We start from the raw sequence: 22,103 nt of genomic DNA, 5'->3' as shown, positions 1-22,103 counted from the left end.
TGTCTCAGAACTGCGGGTACTCGGTGGTCAGCAGGTGCACCCGGCTCGACGTGTGCGCGCCGGCGTCGGCCGCGGCCGCCTTGCCCTGCTCGGAGGCGAACCCGGCCACCCGCGCGTCCTCGTCGTCGAAGTACAGCTCGTTCACCGCGTCGAAGGCGGGATCGTCGCCGCTGCTCACGTTGACCGTGTACTTGCGCAGGCCCGGGATCTTCTGGGCGTACGCGAGGTGGTCCTGGGTGACCCACTTCGCGAAGTCGTCCTGGGACAGGCCCTCGGCCCGCTTGAGCAACGACATGACCTTCAGCATGCTTCGACTCCCTTGAGAACATCCAGACCCCGCAGCACTCGCTCGGGGGTGAAAGGCATGGTGTCCAGGCGTACGCCGCACGCGTCGAAGATAGCGTTGGCGATGGCCGGGATCGGCGCGTTGGCGGTCATCTCCCCGATGCCCTTGGCGCCGAACGGCCCGTTGTCGGCCGGCCGCTCCAGAATCTGGCTCCACTGCTGGGCGATGTCGGCCGGCCCGGGCATCAGGTACTCAGTGAAGTCGGCCGGGCCGTGGTCGCGCGCCGGGTAGTAGGGCTCGGTCGCCTCGAACAGCGCGTGCGACATGCCCATCCAGGCGCCGCCCTCGACCTGCTGGGTGACCATGGCCGGGTTGAGGGCCCGGCCGATCTCGTACGCGTTGTGCATCTCCAGCACCTCGACCACGCCGGTCTCGTCGTCGACCTCGACCACCGCGACCGTGCACGCGTGCGCCTGGCAGGAGTCCGGGTCCATCTCGCCGGTCTCCGGCACCGGGCTGCTCGGCTCCTTCAGGTAGATGCCGCGCCCCGAGATGGTCCGGCCGTGCTTGAAATGGGCGGCCAGGGCCAGGTCGGTGATGTGGATGCGCTTCTCGTCGGCCCCCTTGACCTGGATGAAGCCGGTGCCGTCGGTCTCCAGGTCGCCCGGGTCGACCTCGAGCTCGTCGGCGGCCACGGCCAGCATCACCTCACGGGCCTCGGTGGCCGCCATGATGACCGCGTTGCCGACCCGATGCGTGCCGCGGCTGGCGAACGTGCCCATGCAGTGGGGTCCGGTGTCGGTGTCGGCGGTGTCGATGATGATGTTCCCGAACGGCAGCCCGAGCACCTCGGCGGCACACTGGGCGACGACCGTCTTGAGCCCCTGGCCCAGATCGACCGACGACAGGCTGACCACGAAGGTGCCGGTGGTGGTCGAATGGATCAGCGCCTGCGACGGGTCGCCGCCGAGGTTCATGCCGGTGGGGTAGTTGACGGAGGCGTACCCCCGGCCTCTCAGCTTTGCCATGAGGACATCGCCTTGTACTCGTCGGGCAGGTCGTGGCCGACCATCTCGGCCGCCCGCTGGATCACTTCGATCAGCGCCGTTCCCTCGGCCCGCTTGCGGTGGGCCTTCATGTCGCCGTCGCGGTAGGCGTTGAGCAGCCGCAGTCGCAACGGATCGAGGTCGAGCGCGCGGGCGATGCGGTCCATCTGCGACTCCAGCGCGAAGTCGGCGATGGTCACCCCGAAGCCGCGCATCGCGCTGGACGGCGTGCGGTTGGTGAAGACACAGTGGCAGTCGGCCCAGACGTTCGGGATCGCGTACGGTCCGGGCAGGTGGGCGGCGGCCTTGGTGGTCCCGTACGGGGTGTGCCGCGCGTACGCCCCCGAGTCGACGTAGAGGGTCACGTGGCGGCCGAGGATGCGACCATCGTTCATGACCGCGTCCTTGATGATGATCCGTTCGGCCGCCCGCGGCGACGACACCTGCATCTCCTCGTGCCGGTTGTAGACGAACTTCACCGGCCGCCCGGTCAGCATCGCGGCCACGCAGGACACCGGTTCGACCATCACGTCGACCTTGCCGCCGAAGCCGCCGCCGACCGTGCCGCCGACGATCCGGAGCTTGCTGAACGGCGTACCCAGGATGAGGGCGGTGTTGTCGAGGGTGAAGAAGCAGGCCTGGGTGTCCGAGTGGACGCGCAGCCGCCCGTCGCCCTGCGGGATCACGATGCAGCCGGTGGTCTCGGTCGGGGCGTGCTCGATCGGCGCGGACTGGTAACGCCACTCGAAGACGTGGTCCGCCTGCTTCTCGGCGGTGTGGAAGTCGCCGAACCGGATCCGGCGGCAGTGGTGCCCCTCGTACGTGAAGTAGTTGGTCTGCTGATATTCGTTGACGATCGGGGCGCCCTCTTTGAGCGCCTCCTCGACGTCGAACACCGCGGGCAGGTCCTCGTAGTCGATCCTGATTTTCGAGGCGCCCTCGTACGCGGCCGCCTCGGTCTCGGCGACCACCGCGCAGATCGGCTCGCCCCGGTAGCGCACGGTGCCGTCGGCCAGGATCGGCTCGTCGTCCGGCTCGACGCCGATCAGCTTGAGCGGGGTGAAAAGGTTGTTCGGGATGTCGTCGCCGGTCAAGACACGGACGACGCCCTTCGTCTTCTCGGCCTCGCTGACGTCGACCGTGAACCGCGCGTGGTGCCGTTCCGAGCGCGCCATCTTGAGGTGGAGCAGGCCGGCCGGATTCAGGTCCTCGAAGAACGTGGTGCGGCCGGTGACGTGCCCGAGCGCGTCCGACCGCTGGACGGTCGAGCCGATGACCTTGAAGTCGCTCACTGTCGTCTCCCCGGCGCGTGCTTTTGTCTGTCCGTCGAGTCCGTTGGTTTCCCCGCCGCATGCTTTCGTCTGTCCGCCGCGTCCAGGATCGCCGCGATGATCGAGTGGTAGCCGGTGCAGCGGCACACGTTGCCGGAGATCGCCTCGACCACCTCCTCGCGCGTGGGGTCGGGGTTGTCGGCGAGCAGCGCCTCGGCCGCCATGATCATGCCGGGCGTGCAGAAGCCGCACTGCGTGGCGAACCCGTCCAGGAACGCCTGCTGCACCTCATCCAGCCGCTCCCCGTCGGCGACCCCTTCGAGCGTGCTGACCTGGCCGCCCTCGATCGTCTCCACCGGCACCAGGCAGGCCATCACCGGCCGCCCGCCGACCAGCACCGTGCACGTGCCGCAGCTCCCCTGAGCACAGCCGCGCTTGGCCGCCATCAGCCCGAGCCGGTCACGCAGGCTGGCCAGCAGCGACTCCGCCGGCCGGGCCAGAAACTCCTCTTCCCGCCCGTTGACGGTCAGCGTCACCACGCTCGATGCCATCAGGACTCCTCAGTCTCGGACTGCACGGCCTCGAACGTGCGGCGGAAGTGCACGGGCAGGACACGGCGGCGGTACCAGGCGCTGGCGTACGCGTCGTCGAAGGGCGCGATGTCGGCGCGCGCCGCTTCCCCCGCCGCGTCGAGCACCTCCCGGTCGAGCGGCCGGCCGAGCAGGACATTCTCCGCGGCGGGGGAGCGGATCACCCTGGGTGCGACGGCGCCGAGCGCGACGCGGGCCGCGCTTACGTCGTTTCCGGTACGCCGAACGGTCGCTGCCACAGTGACGATGGCGGCGGAGTTGAGGCGCCGGCGCATGGCCTTGTGAAAGAACCAGGTGCCGTCCTCGGGCACCCGGAACCGTACGGCCGTCACGATCTCGCCCGCTCCGAGTTCCAGCTGCCCGACCGGCGTCTCGCGGCCGCCGGTGAGCTCGACCGTCGCGTCCAGGGCTTCGAGGCAGACCGCGAAGTCCCCGTGGGGCTGTGGCACGAACAGGTTGCCGCCGACGGTGGCCAGGTTGCGGATGGACGGCGAGGCGAGCGTCCGGATCGCGGGCTTGAGGAAAGGCAGGTGCCGGGCCAGGTCGGCGAACGTCGTGGTGGCGCCCACTCGCGCCACGCCGCCGGTGACCGTGACACCGCTCAGCCCCGCCCGGCTCAGGCTGATCAGCTCGCCGGCGTCGATCGGTCCCGTGTTGACCTGGGCCATGACCACGGTTCCGCCGGCCATCACGCGACCGCCCCCGGCCGCGGCCTCGGCGGCGGCCTCGGGCGACTCCGGCATCCGCAACGCGGTGATCATCGGCGCCTCCCGAGGAGTGAGCAAAATGTTTCCGGACGATCAACTATCGATAATTGATACTTGTCCTCCAACCGGCACGAGGTCAACCCCGTCGCGTGACTAACATGGGCTCATGACCGAACCGTCGCAGGTCACGCGCCTGACGCTGGGGCAGCAGATCCGCGACATGCTCGTGGTCGACATCGTGTCGGGCGCCATCCCGCCCGGCGAACGACTGGTCGAGACCAAGCTGGCCGCCCGCTTCGGCACCAGCCAGGCGCCGGTCCGCGAGGCACTGCGCGAGCTCGAAGCCATGCGCATGGTCGAGACCCGGCCCCGGCGCGGCACCTTCGTCCGCCACTTCGTGCAGCAGACGCTGCGCGAGAGCTACGTGGTGCGGGCGGCGCTGGAAGAGACCGCCACCCGGCTGGCCATGCTGGCCGGCACGATGCCGCTGGCCGAGCTCCGCGAGACCGTGACGATGATGCGGTCGGCGGCCCGGCGGAACGACGACGACGCGGTGGCCAAGGCGAGCGTCGCCTTCCACCGCCACATCATCGAGGCCGGCCACAACGAGCTGCTGCGCCTGTCCTGGGAGGCCCTGCAGATCGAGGCCCGCACCGCCGTGACGATGGTCGCCGCCGAGGTCAAACTCAAGGACGTCGTCCGCGACCACGCCGCCCTCCTGGCCGCCATCGAGTCCGGCAACCTCGAAACCGCCTGCCGCCACGCCCGCGACCACCAATGGCACTACGCCGACCTCCCCCACGACGCCCACGGCCGCCTCCGCCCCCAGGCCAGCTGACCCCGCTTCGAGCGGGCTTGGTCGTGCGGGACCGCTTGCGGGCGCCGGGTCGTGGACACTGGGCGCGTGAATCGGCCGGAAGTGGTGATCTTCGACTGTGATGGCGTCCTGGTGGACAGCGAACGCCTGATCCAGGAGGTCGACCGGGAGCTGATCCGGGGTCTGGGCCGGCCCATCACGCAGGAGGAGATCTTCGCCGAGCACCTCGGGCGCAGTGAGGAGAGGGCGGGATGCGGATGTGTGTCGCGTCGTCGGCCCGGCACGACCGGATCCGGCTGAGCCTGGGCCTGACCGGCCTGCGGCGCCTGTTCCGCCGAGGAACACCTCTTCAGCGCCCAGGATGTGGCCCGAGGGAAGCCCGCTCCGGACCTGTTCCTGCACGCCGCGGCGTGCCTGACCGCGCCACCGGGGGTGTGCGTCGTCGTCGAGGACAACCCGGCCGGCGTGGCGGCGGCCAAGGCCGCGGGCATGCGCGTCATCGGGTACTGCGCCCTCACCCCGGCCGAGCTGCTGGGTGAGGCAGACGTGCTCGTCACCCGCATGACGGACCTCCCCGTCGCGATCGCTGCCCTCTGACCGGCGTGTCGATCTTGAGGACGCGAGGTGCGAAGATCGGCAGATGAGGTTCGGGCAGCTCGTGCCCGGGGTGGGCGTGCTCCGGGCGTACCGCAGATCGTGGCTGCGCGGCGACCTGCTGGCCGGGATCACCGTGGCCGCCTACCTCGTGCCGCAGGGGATGGCCTACGCCGGGCTGGCGGGGCTGCCGCCGGTCGCGGGGCTGTGGGCGATGCTGGCGCCGCTGGCCGTGTACGCGGTGCTCGGGTCGTCGCGGCATCTCTCGGTCGGGCCCGAGTCGACGACGGCGCTGATGACCGCGGCCGTGGTGGCGCCGCTGGCCGCCGGTGACCCCGGCCGGTACGCGGGGCTGGCCGCCGCCCTCGCCGTCGTGGTCGGGGTGCTGTTCCTGGTCGCGTACGTGGCCCGGCTCGGGTTTGTCGCCGACCTGCTGTCCCGGCCGATCCTGGTCGGCTACCTGGCCGGCGTGGCCCTGACGATGATCTCGGGGCAGCTCGGCAAGCTCGCCGGCGTACGCGTGGACGGCGACACCGTGCCGGCCGAGCTGTGGTCGTTCGCCGGTCGGCTCGGCCGGATGCACGTGCCGACGGCGCTGCTCGGGGTGGCCGTGCTGGCCCTGCTGTTCCTCGGGCAGTGGCGGTTCCCGCGGCTGCCCGTGCCGCTGGTCGTGGTGCTGCTGGCCACCGTCGCGGTGCTGGTGTTCGACCTGCGCGGGCACGGTGTCGCGGTGGTCGGCGAGGTGCCGCGCGGCCTGCCCGCGCTTGCCCGGCCCGACCTCGGTGATTTCGGGTCGCTGCTGCTGCCCGCGGTCGGCGTGCTGGTCGTCGGATACACCGACACCGTGCTGACCGGCCGGGCGTTCGCCGAGCGCACCGGCGAGCCGGTGGACGCCAACCAGGAGCTACTGGCGCTGGGCGTGGCCAACGTCGGCGCCGGGCTGCTGCGGGGCTTCCCGATCAGCAGCAGCGGCAGCCGCACCGCGCTGGGCGTGGCGGGCGGTGCGCGTACCCAGATGTATTCGCTTGTCGCTCTGGTCTGTGTGGCGGCCGTGCTGCTGTTCGCCGGGCCGATGCTCGCGCTGTTCCCGGCCGCCGCGCTGGGGGCGCTGGTCGTCTACGCGGCGGTCCGGCTGGTCGACATCGCCGGCTTCCGCAGGCTGGCCTCGTTCCGCCGCACCGAGCTGCTGCTCGCCCTGGCCGCGCTGGCCGGTGTGGTCGTGTTCGACATTCTGACCGGCGTGCTGCTCGCGGTCGGTCTGTCCGTCGCCGAGATGCTGCACCGGGTGGCCCGCCCGCACGACGCGGTCCTCGGTCTCGTCCCCGGGCTGGCCGGCATGCACGACGTCGACGACTTCCCGGCCGCGCGGACCGTACCCGGTCTGCTGATCTACCGCTACGACTCGCCGCTGTTCTTCGCCAACGCCGAGAACTTCCGGCAGCGCGCCCTGGCCGCGGTCGCCGCCGAGACCGAGCCGGTCCGCTGGTTCGTCCTGAACGCCGAGGCCAACGTCGAGGTGGACAGCACCGCCCTGGACGCCCTCGACCGGCTCCGGGCCGAGCTGACCGCCCGCGGCATCGTGTTCGGGCTGGCCAGGGTCAAACAAGACCTGAGGGCCGAGCTCGACCGGTACGGCCTGACCGGCTCGATCGGCGCCGACCACATCTTCCCGACCCTGCCGACCACGGTCGCCGCCTACGAGGCCACTCGCCCGTCCGGATGACCGCTTGCGAGCGTGCGCAGCCGACGCCGGCCGCATCTTCCGCACCGACCGGCACTGACTTTCGATGGTCGGAACGAGCCATCTTCCGGATGGGTGAGCCGAAAGTTCGGGTGAACCGGATCGGGGCGGCGGCCGTGGTGGCGGTGAATCCAACGCCACCGGGAGGCCGTCATGAAGCACCTCAACCGCCTGATCGTCCTTGCCGTCGCCGGTGCCGCGGTCGCCGGGGGAGTCGCGGGATGCGCGCGCAACGAGCCGCAACCGCAGCCCGAGCCCGTGCCGGCCGCGGCCTCGGAGCCCGTCGTCACGCCGTCCGCCGACCTGCCGACCGCCGAGCCGGATGCGGAACAGCCGGCTTCGGAGCCGGCTTTGGAACCGCCGACCGTTGAAGCCCCGGCGCCGAAGGCACAAACCACGACCGATCTGGTGGGCACGCAGTACGGCTACCTCACCGCCGTCGACACCGGTTCGCGCACCGTCACCTTCGACAAGGTCGAGTGGTTCACCGGGGCGGCGGCCCGCAAGGCGTGCAAGGCCGACGGCGTCCGGATCAGCGACAGCGCCATGTGCAACGACTATTACATCCGCAACCACAACCCGAAGCTCCGCACGGCGACGCTCGCCCCGGGCGCCAAGCTGTCCTTGCAGTCACCCAACGACATCATGGTGCAGCTGGAGACCTCGCTCGAGGGGCTGGTCGCCGAGAGCCAGAACCGCCTGTTCATCCTCACGTTCAAGGACGGCAAGGTCAGCCGCGTCAAAGAGCAGTTCACCCCGTGACAACGGACTACCGATGGAGCCGGGCCGTGTTTCATAACCCGATCAGGGCCACGTCGCAGCCCTGGCCGGGTCTTGAAACACGGCCTAGACGGGCACGGTAATCAAGGGGCGGCCGGCGAAGGTCTCGACCTGCACCGAGGCGACGTCGGCCGGCGCCACCAGAGCCGACCCGTCGACGCGGGAGGCGGCGCCGGCCACCAGCCAGCTGCCTGCCTCGCGACGACGGCCGTCGCGCGCGACCACCCAGAGGCGGCACTGTTCTCCGGTCGCGATCCCCGACACCTGAGCATGCACCCGCACCCAGCCGGCCGCGGGCTCGACCTGGACCGCCATCGCGGCGCCGGTGGCCGGGTCGGTGGCGGTGCCGCCGCGGGTGCCGGGAACGGCGGTCGAGATGGCCGGGGCGGGGGCCGCGATCTGGCCCGACGGGGCGGTCGCGCGGCCGATCAGCGTGCCGCCGCCCAGGACCGCCACGCCGGCCACGGCGGCCGCCGCCACCCAGACCGCCCGGCGGGTGCGGTCGCCACGGGCGCGCTCACCGCGTACCTCGCGAAGGGTTTTCTGCAGCAGCAGGTCGCCGTCCTCGGGCGGGCCCTCGATCAGCGCCTCGGGCGGGAGCTCGCCCAGCGCCGCCTCCATCTCGCGCAGCTCGTCGGCCTCGGCCCGGCAGTGCTCGCAGCCGTCGAGGTGCTTCTGCACGGTGGACCGCTCGCCGGGGTCGAGCACGCCGAGGACGTACGCGCCGAGCAGTTCGGTCTGATGGTCGCTCATCCGGCCGCTCCCTCCGCGATCGTCAGCCCCGCTCCGCCCGGGCGTTCGGCCATGGCCTCCCGCAGCTTGCGTAACGCGTAATAACTTCGGGACTTCACGGTACCGGGCGGGATGCCCAGGGACTCGGCCGTCTCGTCGACGCTGCGGCCCTCGTAGTAGATCTTCTTCAGCACGTCACGATGCTCGGGGGCGAGCTTGTCCATGGCGCCGAGCACGGCCATCGAGTCGACCACGGCGTCGGCATGATCCTTCTCCACCGGGGTGGAGCTGATCGTCTCGGCCACCTCGGTCGGGCGGGCCTGCCGGGCGCGGTGCCGGTCGATCGCGATGTTGCGGGTGATGGTGAACAGCAGCCCGCGGACGGAGCCCTTGTCCTCGGTCAGCCGGTCCGGATTGCGCCAGGCCCGGACGAGCGTCTCCTGCACGACGTCCTCGCCGAGCGCGCGGTCGCCCATCAGCCGCGTCGCGTACGCCAGCAGCGCGCCACCGTGCTCCTGGTAGAGCCGGCGGATGAGCAGGTCGTCGGCGCTCGACTCGCGCCGGCGCGGCCACCCCACCGCCATGCAACCTCCCTCAGGAACCTTTCGTCAACGATCTTGCCCGAAGTGCATGCGCGCAGGTCAATGGACCGATCGCCCGACCCCGGCCAGCGTCTCAGGCGGCCAGGGAAAGCACCGAGACGGTGTTGTCGTGGCCGTTCGTCACGTATGCGAAACGACCGTCGGGCGCGACGGCAACGGTCCGGGGGCTGTCACCGACCGGAATGGTCGCGGTCACCCGCCCATCGCGTACCCGGATGACCGACACCGTGGCGTCGCCCTCGTTCACGGTGTAGGCGAACCCGCCGTCCACGGCCACCGCCACGCTCTGAGGGTGGTAGCCGACCCGGAATGGCCCGGCGCGGCCCAGCGTCAGCGCGTCGATGATGTCGACCGCTCCGGCCTCCCACGCGGCCACGATCACCTTCCGGCCGTCGGGGGTGACCGCCACGCTGTGCGGGGCGCGACTGACGGCCAGCGTGGCCACCCGCCGGTCGGTGCGCATGTCGATGACCGACATCGAGTTCGACTCGTGGTCGGGGGTGAAGGCGCGCTGGCCGTCGGCCGAGAACGCCACCGAATGCGGGTTCTTGGGCACGAAGACCCGGGTGACCAGCCGGAGGTCGCCCGCGGCGTAGATCTCCACGCTGCGGCCGCCGTGGATCGGCACCCACAGCCGATCGTCCGGCGCCACGGCCAGGTCGTACGGCTGGGCGCCGGTGGCCAGGTACCGGCGGACCGTGCGGGTGGCCGCGTCCACCACGGCGACACCGCTGCCGCTGATCACGGTGCCCGTCTTCTCGTACATCGAGACGAAGACCGTGCGGCCGTCGCGGGAGACGGCGACGAACCGGGCCGTGTTGCGCAGCGTCACCGGGGTCACCCGGCGGGACGCGGCGTCGATCACGGAGAGCACCCGGGCGCCCTGGTTGGCCACGTAGACCGTGCTGCTGTCGGGGGACACCGCCACGCCTTCGGGCTCGGCGCCGACCGGGATCGTGCCTGCCACCCGGGGCTTGGGCGAGCTGACCAGCCGCGGCGGCGGCGGGCCGGCCGGCCGGGCGGTGGGCGGAGGGCTCACCCGAGGAGGCTGGTCCAGCAGCGTCCATGCCCCGGCGATCAGAAGCAGGACGGCGACGGCCGCGGCCACGACCGGCCGCCGCCGCCGGGACCGGGGCCGCGGCGAGGGCGGTGACGGCGGTGACGCCGCCCCGGCCTGACCCGTGACCAGCAGGTTCGTGTCGCCGGCCGGGCCGTGCAGGGTGACCGTGCCGCGGAACGCGCCGGCGCTGGGCAGCCACGAGACGCGCAGCCGATCGCCGTCCAGGGTCGCCCGCAGGGCCGGGTCGGAGGCGGTGGCGGTCAGCGCCCGGGCCAGCGGCGGCCCGCCGATCGTCACCTCGGCGACCACCCGCGAGGTGCCGGGCACGAGGTCGCCGAAATCCACCCGATCGGGGTCGAGGCTGATCGTGGTGCGGCCCAGCGCCGCCGACGCCGCCTCCCGGACCGCGAGGCTGTCGTCCGTCGCCAGCGCGGACAGGGCGTCGAGGGCGGCCGCCGCCCGGTCGGTGTCGGCACCGGTCGCGAGCCGTTCCAGCTCGGCGATCACCCGGACGCGAACGTCGCGGTTGACGCTGGTGATCCGCTTCCGCAGTTTCGCGGGCAGCCGTGTTTCGCTCATCTGATGAAAGATCCTTTCGTTTGATGTAGGCAACAGAGGGTGGCGGCGGGTGACCGGTAATGGCAACGCGCCCGGGGCGGCCGGGCTCATTCTGCTCGCCGGCGTATCGCTGCTTCGCCCCGATGGCAGATGATCGACGAGTGGCTGGGCGGCCTGCGCGGAGTGCGCGGGCGCCGGGCGACGATCCGCGACTATGCCGCGTCGGTCGCCACGTTCTGCGACTACCTGACCAACCCGGCCTACGACTGGGTGTCGGAATGTGAGCGGCGGTTCGGGTCGCACCCGGTGCAGGTCGTGCACGAGTGGAACACCGCCGTGCACGTCCAAGACGCTGAGGGCGACCCGTCCCGGCGGGCCTTCACGCTCGACGAGCTGCAAGGGCTGCTCGACTACGCCGACGACCGGGTGGTCCGGATCAGAGCGGCAGGCCGTAAAGGGTGGCTACGGCGTCTGCCGAGTCCGGTTCGGTTAGGCCCGGCGCGGCTCCCCACCCAAACCGCGCAGCGTGTTGACGGTCTGGCCGTGGACCACCGAGATCCTGCAACAGTGGATCGGCGAAGTTCGGCCACGGCTGACCGACGCGAACTCGCCGGCGATGTGGCCCACCGAACGCGGGCCGCGGATCTCGGTCAGCGCAATCGATCGGCGGATGGCCGACTACCGCAGATCACTCGGCCTGCTCGGCGGGTTGGACTTCCACTCGCTGCGCCGCTCCTAGCTGCCGGTCCTGGCCGCGCTGTGTGACATCTTCGAGACCACCCCGGCGCAGCTGATCCTCACCCGTGCCGAGAACGTCGCGCCGCGCAAGGCCGCCGCGACCGGTGAGACACCGACCGACATAGCCGCGTTTCGTCCCAACGCGCCCGGCTACGGCCCGAACCATGACCGACAGCGCGGCAGCCGAGGTCGTGATCTGCTCCGTCTGCGGAGTCGTGCCGCCCGGCCACCGCGGCCGACGACCGATCTGCAATCGCTGCCAGGCCGGCCGGCTGATGGACCGAGCCCTCGACGCGGGTAACGGCGCTACCAGCCCCGCGCTGCTCCCGCTCGCCGACACGCTACGAGCGACCAAACCGGAAACGGTGCTGCGGTGGCTATCTCGACCCCAGCCGCGCGCCTTGCTCGCCGAGTTTGCCACCGGCCGGATGCCGCTGACGCACCACGCCCTACACGAATACCCGCACCGCAACGTCGCCGAGCACCTGCGCCACCGACTGGTCGCCTGCGGGATCCTGCCCACGGTCGATGCCCAGCTCCGCCCTGCGACAACTCGTTCTCCAAGCACCAGCACCCGTCATCGCCGCCGCCCTTGGCGTTCACCACACCACGACCACGCGCCAGGCCGTCAACGCCGGCACGACCTGGAGCCGCTACGCCCCCTTGGGGTCTCCACCGTTGGGATTGAGCCACATGCACGCACGCTTCCCAGCGCCGAGGCTGAATCGGACGTCCTAAGTGGGTTGGGCGTGGCGCGGGCCGTCGTCGCCGCTGCGCAGCAGGCCGAACGGGCAATCAGAATTTCAGCTCGGCCTCGCCCTTTCCGCCGATCACCACGTTGGTGAGTGTTCTGCTGCTGGAGAGCCCGTTGACGGCCGTGTAGCTCACCTGGATGCGGGGCAGCGTGCCGGGATACGCGGCCAGTACCAGATTCCCGTTGGCGTTGGTGTACCGCTCCTCGTCCCACGGGATGACCGCGCTGTACAGCGTGTACACCGGACCTCCCGGCCACAGCCGGCTCGAGCTGCTGGTGGGCGTGCGGTACAGCTGCTCCTCGAAGTTGGTGGTCACCCGGGCGTTCGCTACCGGCTTCTGCTTGCTGTCCGTGACATGCACGGTGAGCTGGACCGGCCGTGGCAGGTGAAGGGTCATTGTCAAGCCCCGGTGATGTCGATTGTCAGCTGCACCGTGGAGGTGAGGGCGAATTGCGCGGGGAAACCGGCGAGCCCGTTCGCGGAGACACTCATGTACTGGGCGCCGCGGACACCGACGATGCTGAAGCGACCGTCGCCGTCGGTGGTCGCGCCGTCGTACATCTGCACCTCGACCCCGGCCACCGGCTGACCGTCGGCGTCGACCACCGTGCCGGACACCTGGACCGCTTCCGGCATGTCGATCGCCACGTCGACCTGGCCACCGGTGACCGCCACGTTGGTGAGTGTCCTGCTGGCGGATAGCCCGTTCTCGGCCGTGTAGCTGGCCTCCAGGCGGGGCAGCGTGCCTGGGTACGAGGCCAGTACCAGGTCACCATTGGCGTCGGTGTGCCGCTGCTCGTCCCAGGGGATGACCGCGCTGTACAGCGTGTACACCGGGCCGCCCGGCCACAGCCGGCTCTGGCTGTCGGTGGGGGTGCGGTACAGCTGGTCCTCGAAGTTCGTGGTCACCTGGGCATGCGCCAGTGGCTGATCTTTGCCGTCTGTCACGTGCACGGTGGCCTCGACCGGCCGCGGCAGCTGAAGGCTCAGGCCGGTGATCTCGGCCGTCAGATCGACTGTGGCGGACAGGGCGAATTGCGCGGGGAAACCGGCGAGCCCGTTCGCGGACACGCTCATGTACTGGGCGCCGCGGACACCGACGATGCTGAACTGGCCGTCGGCGTCGGTGGTGGCGCTGCTGTACATCTGCACCTCGACCCCGGCGACGGGCTGATTGTCGACGTCCACCACCGTGCCGGACACCTGCACGGGCTCCGGCGCGGTGATCGCCACGTCCACCTGGCCGCCGGTGACCGCCACGTTGGTGAGTGTCCTGCTGGCGGATAGCCCGTTGCCGGCCGTGTAGCTGGCCTCCAGGCGGGGCAGCGTGCCCGGGTACGCTGCTAGTGCCAGGTCACCATTGGCGTCGGTCTGCCGCAGCTCGTCCCAGGGGATGACCGCACTGCGCAGCGTGTATACCGGGCCGCCGGGCCACAGGCGGCTCTGGCTGCTGGTGGGGCTTAGGTACAGCTGGTCCTCGAAGTTCGTGGTCACCCAGGCGTTCGCCAGCGGCTCGTCCCGATCGTCCGTTACGTGCACGGTCAGCTGCACCGGCCGCGGTAGGCGAATGGTCAGGCCGGTGGTGTCGGTCTTCAGGTTGACTGTCCCGGTGAGGCCGAACTGCGCCGGGAAGCCGGCCAGCCCGTTCGCGGACACGCCCAGGGACTGGGCGCCGCGGGCCCCGACGATGCTGAAACGGCCGTCGGACCCGGTGGTGACGCCATTGCGCATCTGCACCTCGACTCCCGCCACCGGGTTCCCGTCGGCGTCGACCACCGTGCCGGACACCTGCACGGCCTGGAGTGCCGGGATTGTAATGGTTATCGTGCAGTCCAGCCGCTGACCGCCCACGTCCTTGGTACAGACATTACGGCCGCGGCCCCCTTCGACCCGATCGGTGCCGGTCCCGCCGTCGATTCGGTCGTCGCCGTCCTGGCCGCGCAGGGTGTCATTGCCCGCGCCGCCGGTGAGCGTGTCGTTGCCGGTCCCGCCAGTCAAGGTGTTGGAGCCCGCGTTGCCCGTCAGGCGTCGGCAGCCGGCCCTCCGATCAGACCCTCGACGTCGCTGCCGATCCGGTCGCCTTCACCGGCCGCGCCGTCGTTGCCCGCGCCGTCGAGGCTTGCCGTGACAGGCGTGCGGTGACCGGCGTACGTGACGGTGTCCGCGCCGGTGCTGCCGGTCAGCGTGTCTCGGCCGGACCCGCCGGCGAGCATGTCGCTGCCTGCGCCGCCGTTGATCGTGTCATTGCCGGTGCCACCGTCGAGGACGTCGTTGCCCGACCCGCCCGTCAGCGTGTCGTTGCCGCCACCTCCGCAGATGATGTCGGCGCGCGACGTGCCGACCAGCTTGTCGTTGCCGGCTGTGCCGACAATGGTGCAGACGGCGCCGGTGACCGCTTTCGGGCGCGCCGCAGCGTGCGCCGGGGCGGTTGCGAGTAGTGCCGCCCCGATCGCAGCCGCGGCGACGACGCTGACGCGGGCGCGCCATGGCATTGCGGTGGGGACGGACATCGGGGATCCTTCGGTCGACGGGGGCGGGCGTCGACGCAGGGGCGAACCTCCGGCCGACACTGACGACTCTCCATGCGCAATGGTGCAGGTCGGTTGCCGGAGGAGTGATTTCGGCAGCGGCGGACCGAGGGCGCGACGGTAAGCGCCGCGCGAGGGCCGGGGCGGCGGTTTCGCACCCAAGTTGAGATCCGGACCATGGCGGTCTCAGCCGGAAACAAGATCACTGACATCCGCTGTCGCCGCCACTGACATTTGCTGTCGCGAGCCAGTGACATCAATCTGTCGCTCAACACCAAACGAATACGCCGTTCTACCCGGTCCGTTACCACCCCGCGCAGGGGCGCTCCGGGTCAGCGCAGGGCGGGCGCGCTAGGCCATACGCGCCGGAGCTGGGTCTGGCCTTGCGTCGAGCGTCCTTCGATCGGGTGCGATCGGCGGTTCGCGCCTATCGGCGAGGATTATGCTGCCCAGTGCGATCGTCGGCCCGAACCCCGCTGAGATCAATGACGCGGTACGCCGATGCGGGGTTTGGCGCACCCGCCCGCCGACCGATCGGGGATGTACCAGTGACGTTTTCGTGCGCCACGAAGCACGGCGACGGTTCGGCTGTGCGGCTGGATCTCGCCGGTGACCTGCACGGTTGTGTTGCCGCCCACTGCGGCTGCGGCTGGTTGAGACGATCGTCATCGAGCGCCCGGACGAACTGATCCTCGACCTCGGCGCGGTGACTGGTCTCAGCAGCGCCGGTCTCGCTGCCCTGATCTGCGGCTACCTCGCGGCGATCGACTACGGCACCTCGTACCGGGTGGTCAACGCTCGCCAGGACGTACGCCGCGTGATCGAGGAATCCGGGACGCTGGACATGCGGGCTGACAGCGACGACGTCGGTGCCTTGCTGCTGGCCCTGCTGCTCATCGATGGTTCCCGCATTTGAGCATACCGGCAACGCCCGCCTGTCCGCCATCGCGGGCATCGCCGGGCGGGGTCGCGATCACCGGGCTCGGCGCCGCGTGGCTAGCCGACAACGACCGCCTGCTCGGCATCGCGGGCATCGCCGCCGGGGTCGCGGCCCGCCAGTTTAGGCAGCATCGTGCTCTTCGACCAGAGCCTCAAGCGATGGATGCGGGAGCGGTGGCCCAGCATGACCGCCGACCCCGACACCCGCCAGAGCGACAACACAAAGTGACCGGCCTAGCCGAGCAGACGAGAACTCGCACCAAACGAATACATAGTCCTACCGGTCGAAAACGCCTGCTCAGTCGAGGGGGAGCGGGATCACCGGGGCGAGCTGAGGGTCGTCGGACGACCCGGCGGACGGGGAACCCTCGGCGGCGCGCAGGCGCTTGGCGGCGCGGCGCCAGAGCAGATCGCCGCCCTCCGGCGGTCCCTCGATGAAGGCCTCCGGCGGCAGGGCGGCGATCGCGGCCAGGAGGCGGCGGTCATCCCACATGTCCTGGTGTACGTACGGAGAGGTGGAAACGGTTCAGTCGCAGCCGGGAACGGCCGACTCGTACCCGTCGGGGGCCGCGCTCGTGGTCAGGCCGGACAGCCGGAACCGCATGCCGTCCCAGGTCGCCGAGCGGACGCCCAGGAGGCTGGGCACCCCGGCCGGGTCGGCACCCTGCAGCACGTACCCCCTGGTCTGCGCGGTCTTGCCGTCGAACGTGAGGCACTCGAGGTGGAAGTTGGCGGCGGCCCCGTCGGTGAGCACGCCGAGCAGGGCCGGGGCCGACGGGTCGGAGCTGCCGTCGTACACCCGGATCTGATCGGGGCTGATCTGGTTGCTGGTCCAGCAGTCGAGCGTCACGAACGTGTCCGGCACCCCGTCGCCGGTGATGTCGTGGCTCTCGGGCCGCTTCAGCATCTCGGGCTCGCTGTCGCAGCGCAGGTCGGGGCCGGCCACGGCGAGCCAGTCGACGCCGCCCAGCCGGCTCGCCCGCAGCGGCGCCCGCACCTCGATCACGGCCGGGGTGATCGCGTGCCGGAGGAAGTCGCCGACCTCGTTGAACACCTTGAGGTTCTTGAGTACGTCGGTGCCGAGCGCCACCGCCTCCCGGCCGAGCGCCTGTGCGACCAGCCCGACGCAGTGCCGGATCGCCTCGAACGCGTCCGTCGCCGACACGTTCAGCACGGCCGCCTTCGACTTGGCCAGGCACGACCAGAGGTCCAGCAGCGCCATGGCCTGCTCCGGCCGCTGCCCCGGATCACGCAGCGCCGGGTCGTCCTTGATCTTGTTGACCACCGTCTCGCGGCTCGCGTGCAACCCCGCGGCCGGACCGCCCAGAGCGTCGATGGCGCGCCGTTCGGCGGCATTCAGAGCGACCTTCGCCTTGGGTACGCCGGGAAGCACCACCGAAAGGAGGGCGGTGCCGACGTCCCAGGCGATCGGCAACGGCGACGCCACCACGTCGACCGTGAACGTGCCGTCCGTGGTGACCTTCAGCTCGGCGCTCTTCAACCCGCCGGCCAGCCCGTGCCCGGCGACCGCCTCGAGCTGGCGCCCGGCCAGCAGGAAGAGGTCGTCGCCGAGCATCCGGACGTCGTAGTCGTTGGGCGACGCGTCGGTGGCCCCGGCCGGCGGCATCAACACGACCGGGTAGCCGTTCCGGTTCGCCACCCGCAACCAACGGGCCCCCTGATCCTCGACGACGCACACCCCGAGTTCCTTGGCGTGCCCCTTCTGGACGTCCGCGGCCCACCCTCGGGCGGCGACCGCCGTGCTCGCCCCGGGCAGCACCTTCCCGTCGGCGGTCCGCCCGCCGCCGCAGTCGGCCATGTCCGCGAGCCGCATCGTGCCGGTGACGTCGTCGCGCATCTTCCGCAGCACCCCGAGCACCTGGCCGGCCAGCAGGTCCCGGACGCGGTCCACGACCTTGGGCAGGAACATCCCGTACATCGAGACGTGCGGCGCCTCGGCCACCAGCTCGTGTGCCCGCGCGTCGTACCGGGTGTCCAGCGGCAGCCACGCGCCCGCCTTCGTGTTGAAGACGGCGATGAACCCGTGGGCCTGGGCCGCGTCGGCGCGCATCCGCACCTCGGCCCCCGGCAGCGCGCCCTCCGGCCTGATGTCCACGGCCTCGCCGACCCGGGTGGCGAAGTCCAGGTTCGGCGCGTCCGGCGGGTCCTTCTCGGTGGCGAACCGTACGTCGGTCCCGTCCGCGCCGGCGCTGATCAGACGTACACCGGTCGCATCGTCGCGGACCGCGCCCTCATGGAAGGTGACCGTGCGCTCATCGTGGCCGAACCACCCACAGCCGGAGGTGAGCATCAGGACGGCAAGCCCCGCGAAGGCGGCGCGCTTGATCGGGATCGGGGTGGACGTCATCGTGGGCTCCTCGTGATCGGCGGGTTCACCGCCACCACGGCCCGCCCGTGATCCGGGTTCACCAGGACCCTCCGACGGCCGGCCGTTCCGCTCAGCGGCAAATCGGTGGCGGCGGGCGGGGCCGGCGGCCATGATCGATGGCTGTGACCACGGCGGACATCCTTGCTGAGCTGCACGGTGGGCTGCGCGCCCGGCCGACTCCGCAGCTGGTTGCCGCGCGTCTCGTCATGCTCGGCGCGACCGGGTGGCTCGACGCGCGCCCGGCCCGCGAGCTGCGCCACCTCGCCGTCATGAGCGCCGGGTCGTTCGCGCCGGGGTCGTCGATGTCGGGGGAGTGGCGGCGGCACCCGGGGCTCGACCGGGCCTACCAGGCCGCCGCGACCGCGATGGTCCCCGTCTGGACCGCCGCGCACACGCCCGCGCCGGCCCCGGCCGATCCCGCCGACCCGGGCGAGCTGGAGCGCTGGCTCGGCCAGGCGCTGCCCGCGCTCGGTCTGACCGGCCCCGCCGATCCGGTACGCCGGAAGATGCGCCGCGCCGGCGTCCGGAAGTACGGGCAGACGTGGCCGGGCAAGCCGCACGGCCGGCGCGGTGACGTCGGCGGGCACACCGACACCCGCACCCGGCTGGACGCCGCCGAGCGCCAAGACCAGCTGCCCGGCCTGCGGGTACGCGGATACCGGAAGGCCGTACGCGCGGTGCTGCACCTTCAGCAGCGGACCGCGGTGCTGGCCGCCGAGCGGGACCGGGAAACCGTCACGGCGATCGGGAAGTCGCGCCTCGCGTACACCATCGATCGTGAGACCTTCACCGCCTGCCCGCGCACCGCGGCGTTCGTCGCCTACTACACGGCGCGGCTCGGCATGCGCACCGTCTTCACGGCCGGGCAGCAGGCGCGGCCGATGGACGAGCTGGCCGAGGCGCTGCTGCGCGCCGCGCTCGACGCCCCGACCGGCCGGCCCGAGGCGCTGGCCCGGGTGCTGACCCGGCCGCAGGTGCTCGACCGGCTCACCGACGCCCAGCGGGGCGAGTTGCTCGGCGTCTACTACGAGCAGATGGTCGCGTGCGCGCGGACGCTGCGGCGGACCTTCGACCACCACCGCGACCGCGGGCGGATGGTGGTGCGGCCCGGCGACGACTCGTCCACCTGGAACGCGGCCTCGCGGGCCTTCAACCAGCTGCGTACGGGCTGGCTGAACCTGCTCACCGCGATGAACCTGGAGCACGTGCTGGAGAAGTCGCTGCCCGGCAAGGTGCCGGCGCTGATGGCGGCCGACGTGTACCGGTGGCACGTGAGCTCGGGCGGCCGGCAGCACCCCGACATCGGCGTGTGGACGATGCTGCCGCGGCCCTGGGACGTGGTGCTCGGCGACGCCTCGTGCCCCGCCGCCACGGTTCGGGACTGGTGCGAGGCCGCCGGGATCGACCCCGCGTCGACCGGGTGGACCCAGCCGTACCGGCAGGACGGGGTGGAACCGACCAGCCCGGCCCGCGACCTGGTGCACGGCGTGACCGTGACGTCGCCGCTGCTGGCGGGCATGATGCGCGGGGCGGGGGTCTTCTCCGGGCAGCACTAGAAATCTGGACATACGGCGTTAGCTCAACGAGCCGGGGGCGGCCCCGGCCGGGCAGAGCGGGCGGCTCACTAGCCTCCGCCCCGATCCCGTTTCGACCACGGGACGCCGTGATGGGTCGGGGGCCCGCACGCTGGTCGAGGTGCGGGCCTTCCGCCTTTCTCCTGACCGCCCCGACCTTTCACCTGACCGCCCCGACCTTTCTCTTGACCGCCCCGATCAGCAGGGGCCACACGGCCCGGCGTCCCTGACCGACGCGGTCGCAGCCAGATCGCCGTCCTGGCTGCGACCGGCCTGACCAACCGCGACATCGCCCACCGCCTGCAGCTGAGCCGCCGCACCGTGGAGACCCACCTGGCCCACGCCTACCAGAAACTGGGCATCGTCTCCCGCCGCGACCTGGCCGCCGCCCTGTCCTGACGTCCGCCCCCAGCCGGTGTCGGGCCGCCTGCCGCTGCGCTGCCGCCGTGTCCTGACGTCACGGCTCCCAGCCGGTGTCGGCCGCCCACCGCTCGGCCGCCGCCATCAGGACGTCGGTGGCCGGCGCCTTGATCTGCCCGTAATCCAGCAGATCAGGCACGCTGACCGCCAGGCGCTGCTTGAACGCGCCCCACGCCCGTCGCGCGTCGTCGTCGCCGCGCAGGAAGTCCCGGAACAGCAGCGCGTAGCGGGCGTTCCCACCCGTACTTTCGCGCACGTGGACGTTGCTGGGACGAGCGCCCACCGGAGGGGCGAAGACCAGCTTGCGGTAGTCCCGCCCGGCCGAGCGCTCCGCCCGGTTCCACGGCTCGGGCCGGCGGCGGAAGCCGATCGCGCCCAGCCGGGTGACGATCCGGGGCTCGTCGAGCACCGCCACGCGCACCTGCACGTCGAGGCAGTCCTTGGCCGCCAGCCCGGGCACCGAGGTCGACCCGACGTGGTCGATCTCGACCGCCACGTCGCCCAGCGTCGCACGGAGTTCGGCCGCCAGCACTTCGTACTCATCGATCCAGCTCGACCGATAATCGATGACCGCGACCTGCACCTTCTCGTCCGGGAACGGCATGACGACAAACGCTACCGATGCCTCACCCTCACCCTGAGGTTCAGGGTCAACGTCGAGTTGAGGGTTCGGGAAAACGTGGCGGTCGTTACAGGGGCGGCCGGGTGGAAATGCCACCGGGGGTTGTCCGGGTTGTCGGCGACATGACGACTGTGGGATTCATCGGGACCGGGAACATCGGTGGGACGGTTGCTCGGCTGGCCGTTGACGCCGGGCACGACGTGGTGCTGAGCAACTCGCGGGGACCGGAGACGCTGGCCGATCTGGTCGCGCGGCTGGGGTCGCGGGCCCGGGCGGCGACGCCCGCGGAGGTGGCCGCGGCGGCCGACCTCGTGGTGGTGAGCGTGCCGTTCCACGCCTTCCGGAAGCTGCCGGCCGAGCGGCTGGCCGGCAAGGTCGTGCTCGACACCAACAACTACTCCGCGCAGCGGGACGGGGACTTCCCCGAGCTGGCGGACGGCACGCTGACCAGCGCCGAGCTGGAGCAGAAGCATCTGAGCGGCGCCCGGCTGGTCAAGGTCTTCAACAACATCTACTGGCAGCACCTGGCGGCGCTGCCCCGGCCGGCCGGGGCAGCGGACCGCACGGCGCTGACCATCGCCGGGGACGACGCCGAGGCCAAGCAGGTCGCGACGACGTTCCTGGACGAGCTCGGCTACGACGCGCTCGACGTCGGGTCGCTCGCCGACTCGTGGCGGGTCCAGCCGGGGCAGCCGGCCTACGGACCGCCCTACGGGACGGCCGAGCAGCCGGCCGGCTCCCCCGCGAGTGTGGTGAAGGTGCGCGCGGCGGTCGAGGCGGCCATTCGCTCTTTAGAGGGCATCTGATCCTCGATCAGGTTGATTCGCGTTTGCCGGCTGTCAGCGGGCGTGCTGGTTCGTTGGCAGTACATGGGGATGGAGCGACGTCCATATCGATCGGGCCTGTCGGATGCTCGGTGGGCGGTGATCGAACCGGTTCTGACGCGGTGGCGGGCTGCCCGTCCAGGGCTCGGGATCAACCGTCCGGTGCACATCTGAGGGAGATCGTGAACGCGATCTTCTACGTCACTCGGACTGGGATCGCGTGGGAGTACTTGCCGCATGAATTCCGCCGGCGAAGACGGTGTACGACTACTACGCCAAGTGGGAGAAGGACGGAACTACGCAGCAGTCCGGGGGTGCGCCGTCGCCCATGGGCGACGATGCCCATCGCCTCCGGCGACAACGACTCCCGCCGGCGCCGCAGCACGTCGCCGAGTTCCCGGAGCCTCGCCTCGCGTGGACCAGTCATGGACGAGCATTCTGCCAGCGCGTGCGGCGCCGGTACTGACGAGCCCGGCTCGCCAACCAACCGGTTGTCGCGCGAACGGCTGCCGTCAGCGAGGACCGGCGCG

23 protein-coding genes and 2 pseudogenes are annotated in these 22,103 nt (G+C 71.3%); 11 read left to right on the top strand and 14 right to left on the bottom strand.

The genetic code is table 11. The features are described 5' to 3' along the window. Positions 1-4: 4 nt before the first annotated feature. The 5 genes from AB0O15_RS12385 to AB0O15_RS12365 are packed head-to-tail and all read right to left on the bottom strand — an operon-like array spanning position 5 to position 3,954. Positions 5-307, bottom strand: coding sequence for an EthD family reductase (locus AB0O15_RS12385; RefSeq protein WP_364317659.1), 303 nt, complete (start codon positions 305-307; stop codon positions 5-7). Further along, complete coding sequence (locus AB0O15_RS12380) at positions 301-1,314, bottom strand: molybdopterin cofactor-binding domain-containing protein (protein ID WP_364317658.1); 1,014 nt, start codon at positions 1,312-1,314, stop codon at positions 301-303. Before AB0O15_RS12380 ends, AB0O15_RS12385 begins: the two co-directional genes overlap by 7 nt. Further along, a complete protein-coding gene (locus AB0O15_RS12375) occupies positions 1,302-2,624 on the bottom strand; it encodes a molybdopterin cofactor-binding domain-containing protein (RefSeq protein ID WP_364317656.1) in 1,323 nt (440 codons plus the stop codon). The genes AB0O15_RS12380 and AB0O15_RS12375 overlap by 13 nt, the downstream gene beginning before the upstream one ends. After that, positions 2,621-3,154 carry a (2Fe-2S)-binding protein gene (locus AB0O15_RS12370; RefSeq protein ID WP_364317654.1) on the bottom strand — a complete coding sequence of 178 codons (534 nt, stop codon included), beginning with the start codon at positions 3,152-3,154 and terminating at the stop codon, positions 2,621-2,623. The genes AB0O15_RS12375 and AB0O15_RS12370 overlap by 4 nt, the downstream gene beginning before the upstream one ends. After that, a complete protein-coding gene (locus tag AB0O15_RS12365) occupies positions 3,154-3,954 on the bottom strand; it encodes an FAD binding domain-containing protein (protein WP_364317652.1) in 801 nt (266 codons plus the stop codon). The genes AB0O15_RS12370 and AB0O15_RS12365 overlap by 1 nt, the downstream gene beginning before the upstream one ends. A 112-nt stretch (positions 3,955-4,066) precedes the next feature. Here AB0O15_RS12365 and AB0O15_RS12360 point away from each other — a divergent pair, with 112 nt between their 5' ends. The 5 genes and pseudogenes from AB0O15_RS12360 (at position 4,067) to AB0O15_RS12340 (ending at position 7,814) form a co-directional block, all read left to right on the top strand. Then, positions 4,067-4,738, top strand: a complete 672-nt coding sequence (locus AB0O15_RS12360; protein ID WP_364317650.1) for a GntR family transcriptional regulator — start codon at positions 4,067-4,069, stop codon at positions 4,736-4,738. Positions 4,739-4,804: 66 nt separating this feature from the next. Then, on the top strand, positions 4,805-5,017 hold the full coding sequence (locus tag AB0O15_RS12355; protein WP_364317648.1) for a hypothetical protein: 213 nt from the start codon (positions 4,805-4,807) through the stop codon (positions 5,015-5,017). A 45-nt stretch (positions 5,018-5,062) separates the two neighbouring features. Continuing rightward, positions 5,063-5,314: pseudogene (locus AB0O15_RS12350) on the top strand (HAD-IA family hydrolase); the annotation flags it as partial. Between the two features lie 43 nt (positions 5,315-5,357). Then, complete coding sequence (gene sulP, locus AB0O15_RS12345; RefSeq protein ID WP_364317646.1) at positions 5,358-7,034, top strand: sulfate permease; 1,677 nt, start codon at positions 5,358-5,360, stop codon at positions 7,032-7,034. Between the two features lie 276 nt (positions 7,035-7,310). Then, positions 7,311-7,814 carry a hypothetical protein gene (locus AB0O15_RS12340; RefSeq protein WP_364317644.1) on the top strand — a complete coding sequence of 168 codons (504 nt, stop codon included), beginning with the start codon at positions 7,311-7,313 and terminating at the stop codon, positions 7,812-7,814. An 84-nt stretch (positions 7,815-7,898) separates the two neighbouring features. Here AB0O15_RS12340 and AB0O15_RS12335 read toward each other — a convergent pair whose 3' ends face one another. The 3 genes from AB0O15_RS12335 to AB0O15_RS12325 form a co-directional block, all read right to left on the bottom strand. Further along, positions 7,899-8,585, bottom strand: coding sequence for a zf-HC2 domain-containing protein (locus AB0O15_RS12335; RefSeq protein ID WP_364317643.1), 687 nt, complete (start codon positions 8,583-8,585; stop codon positions 7,899-7,901). Continuing rightward, a complete protein-coding gene (locus AB0O15_RS12330) occupies positions 8,582-9,148 on the bottom strand; it encodes a sigma-70 family RNA polymerase sigma factor (protein WP_364317642.1) in 567 nt (188 codons plus the stop codon). The genes AB0O15_RS12335 and AB0O15_RS12330 overlap by 4 nt, the downstream gene beginning before the upstream one ends. 91 nt (positions 9,149-9,239) lie before the next feature. Then, a complete protein-coding gene (locus AB0O15_RS12325; protein WP_364317640.1) occupies positions 9,240-10,805 on the bottom strand; it encodes a YncE family protein in 1,566 nt (521 codons plus the stop codon). A 505-nt stretch (positions 10,806-11,310) separates the two neighbouring features. On the opposite strand from AB0O15_RS12325, the gene AB0O15_RS12320 reads away from it, so the two are divergent. Further along, positions 11,311-11,523 carry a hypothetical protein gene (locus AB0O15_RS12320; RefSeq protein WP_364317638.1) on the top strand — a complete coding sequence of 71 codons (213 nt, stop codon included), beginning with the start codon at positions 11,311-11,313 and terminating at the stop codon, positions 11,521-11,523. A gap of 794 nt (positions 11,524-12,317) precedes the next feature. On the opposite strand, the gene AB0O15_RS12315 is transcribed toward AB0O15_RS12320, so the two are convergent. The 3 genes from AB0O15_RS12315 to AB0O15_RS12305 are packed head-to-tail and all read right to left on the bottom strand — an operon-like array spanning position 12,318 to position 14,787. After that, the gene (locus AB0O15_RS12315; RefSeq protein ID WP_364317637.1) at positions 12,318-12,674 is read right to left on the bottom strand and encodes a hypothetical protein; all 357 of its coding nucleotides are present in this window, start codon (positions 12,672-12,674) and stop codon (positions 12,318-12,320) included. A 2-nt stretch (positions 12,675-12,676) separates the two neighbouring features. Then, on the bottom strand, positions 12,677-14,302 hold the full coding sequence (locus AB0O15_RS12310) for a carboxypeptidase regulatory-like domain-containing protein (protein WP_364318132.1): 1,626 nt from the start codon (positions 14,300-14,302) through the stop codon (positions 12,677-12,679). Then, positions 14,299-14,787, bottom strand: coding sequence for a calcium-binding protein (locus tag AB0O15_RS12305; protein ID WP_364317635.1), 489 nt, complete (start codon positions 14,785-14,787; stop codon positions 14,299-14,301). Before AB0O15_RS12305 ends, AB0O15_RS12310 begins: the two co-directional genes overlap by 4 nt. A 640-nt stretch (positions 14,788-15,427) precedes the next feature. On the opposite strand from AB0O15_RS12305, the gene AB0O15_RS12300 reads away from it, so the two are divergent. After that, entirely contained in the window at positions 15,428-15,721 is a 294-nt protein-coding gene (locus AB0O15_RS12300; RefSeq protein WP_364317633.1) for an STAS domain-containing protein, read from the top strand. 321 nt (positions 15,722-16,042) lie between these two features. Here the strand turns inward: AB0O15_RS12300 and AB0O15_RS12295 are convergent, their stop codons facing one another. Beyond that, complete coding sequence (locus AB0O15_RS12295; protein ID WP_364317632.1) at positions 16,043-16,237, bottom strand: hypothetical protein; 195 nt, start codon at positions 16,235-16,237, stop codon at positions 16,043-16,045. A gap of 33 nt (positions 16,238-16,270) precedes the next feature. After that, positions 16,271-18,112 (bottom strand): hypothetical protein, encoded by a 1,842-nt coding sequence (locus tag AB0O15_RS12290; protein WP_364317630.1) that lies wholly within the window; start codon positions 18,110-18,112, stop codon positions 16,271-16,273. Positions 18,113-18,255: 143 nt separating this feature from the next. Here AB0O15_RS12290 and AB0O15_RS12285 point away from each other — a divergent pair, with 143 nt between their 5' ends. Next, positions 18,256-19,689: a hypothetical protein gene (locus AB0O15_RS12285; protein ID WP_364317629.1), complete on the top strand. Its 1,434-nt coding sequence runs from the start codon at positions 18,256-18,258 to the stop codon at positions 19,687-19,689. A 267-nt stretch (positions 19,690-19,956) separates the two neighbouring features. Next, complete coding sequence (locus tag AB0O15_RS12280) at positions 19,957-20,106, top strand: helix-turn-helix transcriptional regulator (protein WP_364318130.1); 150 nt, start codon at positions 19,957-19,959, stop codon at positions 20,104-20,106. A 58-nt stretch (positions 20,107-20,164) separates the two neighbouring features. Here the strand turns inward: AB0O15_RS12280 and AB0O15_RS12275 are convergent, their stop codons facing one another. Continuing rightward, the gene (locus AB0O15_RS12275; protein WP_364317628.1) at positions 20,165-20,731 is read right to left on the bottom strand and encodes a GrpB family protein; all 567 of its coding nucleotides are present in this window, start codon (positions 20,729-20,731) and stop codon (positions 20,165-20,167) included. 140 nt (positions 20,732-20,871) lie between these two features. On the opposite strand from AB0O15_RS12275, the gene AB0O15_RS12270 reads away from it, so the two are divergent. After that, on the top strand, positions 20,872-21,555 hold the full coding sequence (locus AB0O15_RS12270; protein ID WP_364317626.1) for an NAD(P)-binding domain-containing protein: 684 nt from the start codon (positions 20,872-20,874) through the stop codon (positions 21,553-21,555). Positions 21,556-21,624: 69 nt separating this feature from the next. After that, a pseudogene (locus tag AB0O15_RS12265) lies at positions 21,625-21,880 on the top strand (transposase); the annotation flags it as partial. Positions 21,881-22,103: the final 223 nt, after the last annotated feature.

The organism is Actinoplanes sp. NPDC089786 (assembly GCF_040684855.1).
Classification (GTDB): Bacteria; Actinomycetota; Actinomycetes; order Mycobacteriales; family Micromonosporaceae; genus Actinoplanes.
Note: the sequence above shows the minus strand (reverse complement) of the source record. Positions and strands in the feature narration are given on the sequence as shown.

Excerpts from the sequence above, each read along its gene's own strand:
- sulP (WP_364317646.1), top strand. The coding sequence starts at position 5,358 with ATGAGGTTCGGGCAGCTCGTGCCCGGGGTGGGCGTGCTCCGGGCGTAC.
- AB0O15_RS12325 (WP_364317640.1), bottom strand. The coding sequence starts at position 10,805 with ATGAGCGAAACACGGCTGCCCGCGAAACTGCGGAAGCGGATCACCAGC.
- AB0O15_RS12385 (WP_364317659.1), bottom strand. The coding sequence starts at position 307 with ATGCTGAAGGTCATGTCGTTGCTCAAGCGGGCCGAGGGCCTGTCCCAG.
- AB0O15_RS12360 (WP_364317650.1), top strand. The coding sequence starts at position 4,067 with ATGACCGAACCGTCGCAGGTCACGCGCCTGACGCTGGGGCAGCAGATC.
- AB0O15_RS12315 (WP_364317637.1), bottom strand. The coding sequence starts at position 12,674 with ATGACCCTTCACCTGCCACGGCCGGTCCAGCTCACCGTGCATGTCACG.
- AB0O15_RS12305 (WP_364317635.1), bottom strand. The coding sequence starts at position 14,787 with ATGTCCGTCCCCACCGCAATGCCATGGCGCGCCCGCGTCAGCGTCGTC.
- AB0O15_RS12295 (WP_364317632.1), bottom strand. The coding sequence starts at position 16,237 with ATGTGGGATGACCGCCGCCTCCTGGCCGCGATCGCCGCCCTGCCGCCG.
- AB0O15_RS12290 (WP_364317630.1), bottom strand. The coding sequence starts at position 18,112 with ATGACGTCCACCCCGATCCCGATCAAGCGCGCCGCCTTCGCGGGGCTT.
- AB0O15_RS12335 (WP_364317643.1), bottom strand. The coding sequence starts at position 8,585 with ATGAGCGACCATCAGACCGAACTGCTCGGCGCGTACGTCCTCGGCGTG.
- AB0O15_RS12275 (WP_364317628.1), bottom strand. The coding sequence starts at position 20,731 with ATGCCGTTCCCGGACGAGAAGGTGCAGGTCGCGGTCATCGATTATCGG.
- AB0O15_RS12365 (WP_364317652.1), bottom strand. The coding sequence starts at position 3,954 with ATGATCACCGCGTTGCGGATGCCGGAGTCGCCCGAGGCCGCCGCCGAG.
- AB0O15_RS12370 (WP_364317654.1), bottom strand. The coding sequence starts at position 3,154 with ATGGCATCGAGCGTGGTGACGCTGACCGTCAACGGGCGGGAAGAGGAG.
- AB0O15_RS12380 (WP_364317658.1), bottom strand. The coding sequence starts at position 1,314 with ATGGCAAAGCTGAGAGGCCGGGGGTACGCCTCCGTCAACTACCCCACC.
- AB0O15_RS12330 (WP_364317642.1), bottom strand. The coding sequence starts at position 9,148 with ATGGCGGTGGGGTGGCCGCGCCGGCGCGAGTCGAGCGCCGACGACCTG.
- AB0O15_RS12270 (WP_364317626.1), top strand. The coding sequence starts at position 20,872 with ATGACGACTGTGGGATTCATCGGGACCGGGAACATCGGTGGGACGGTT.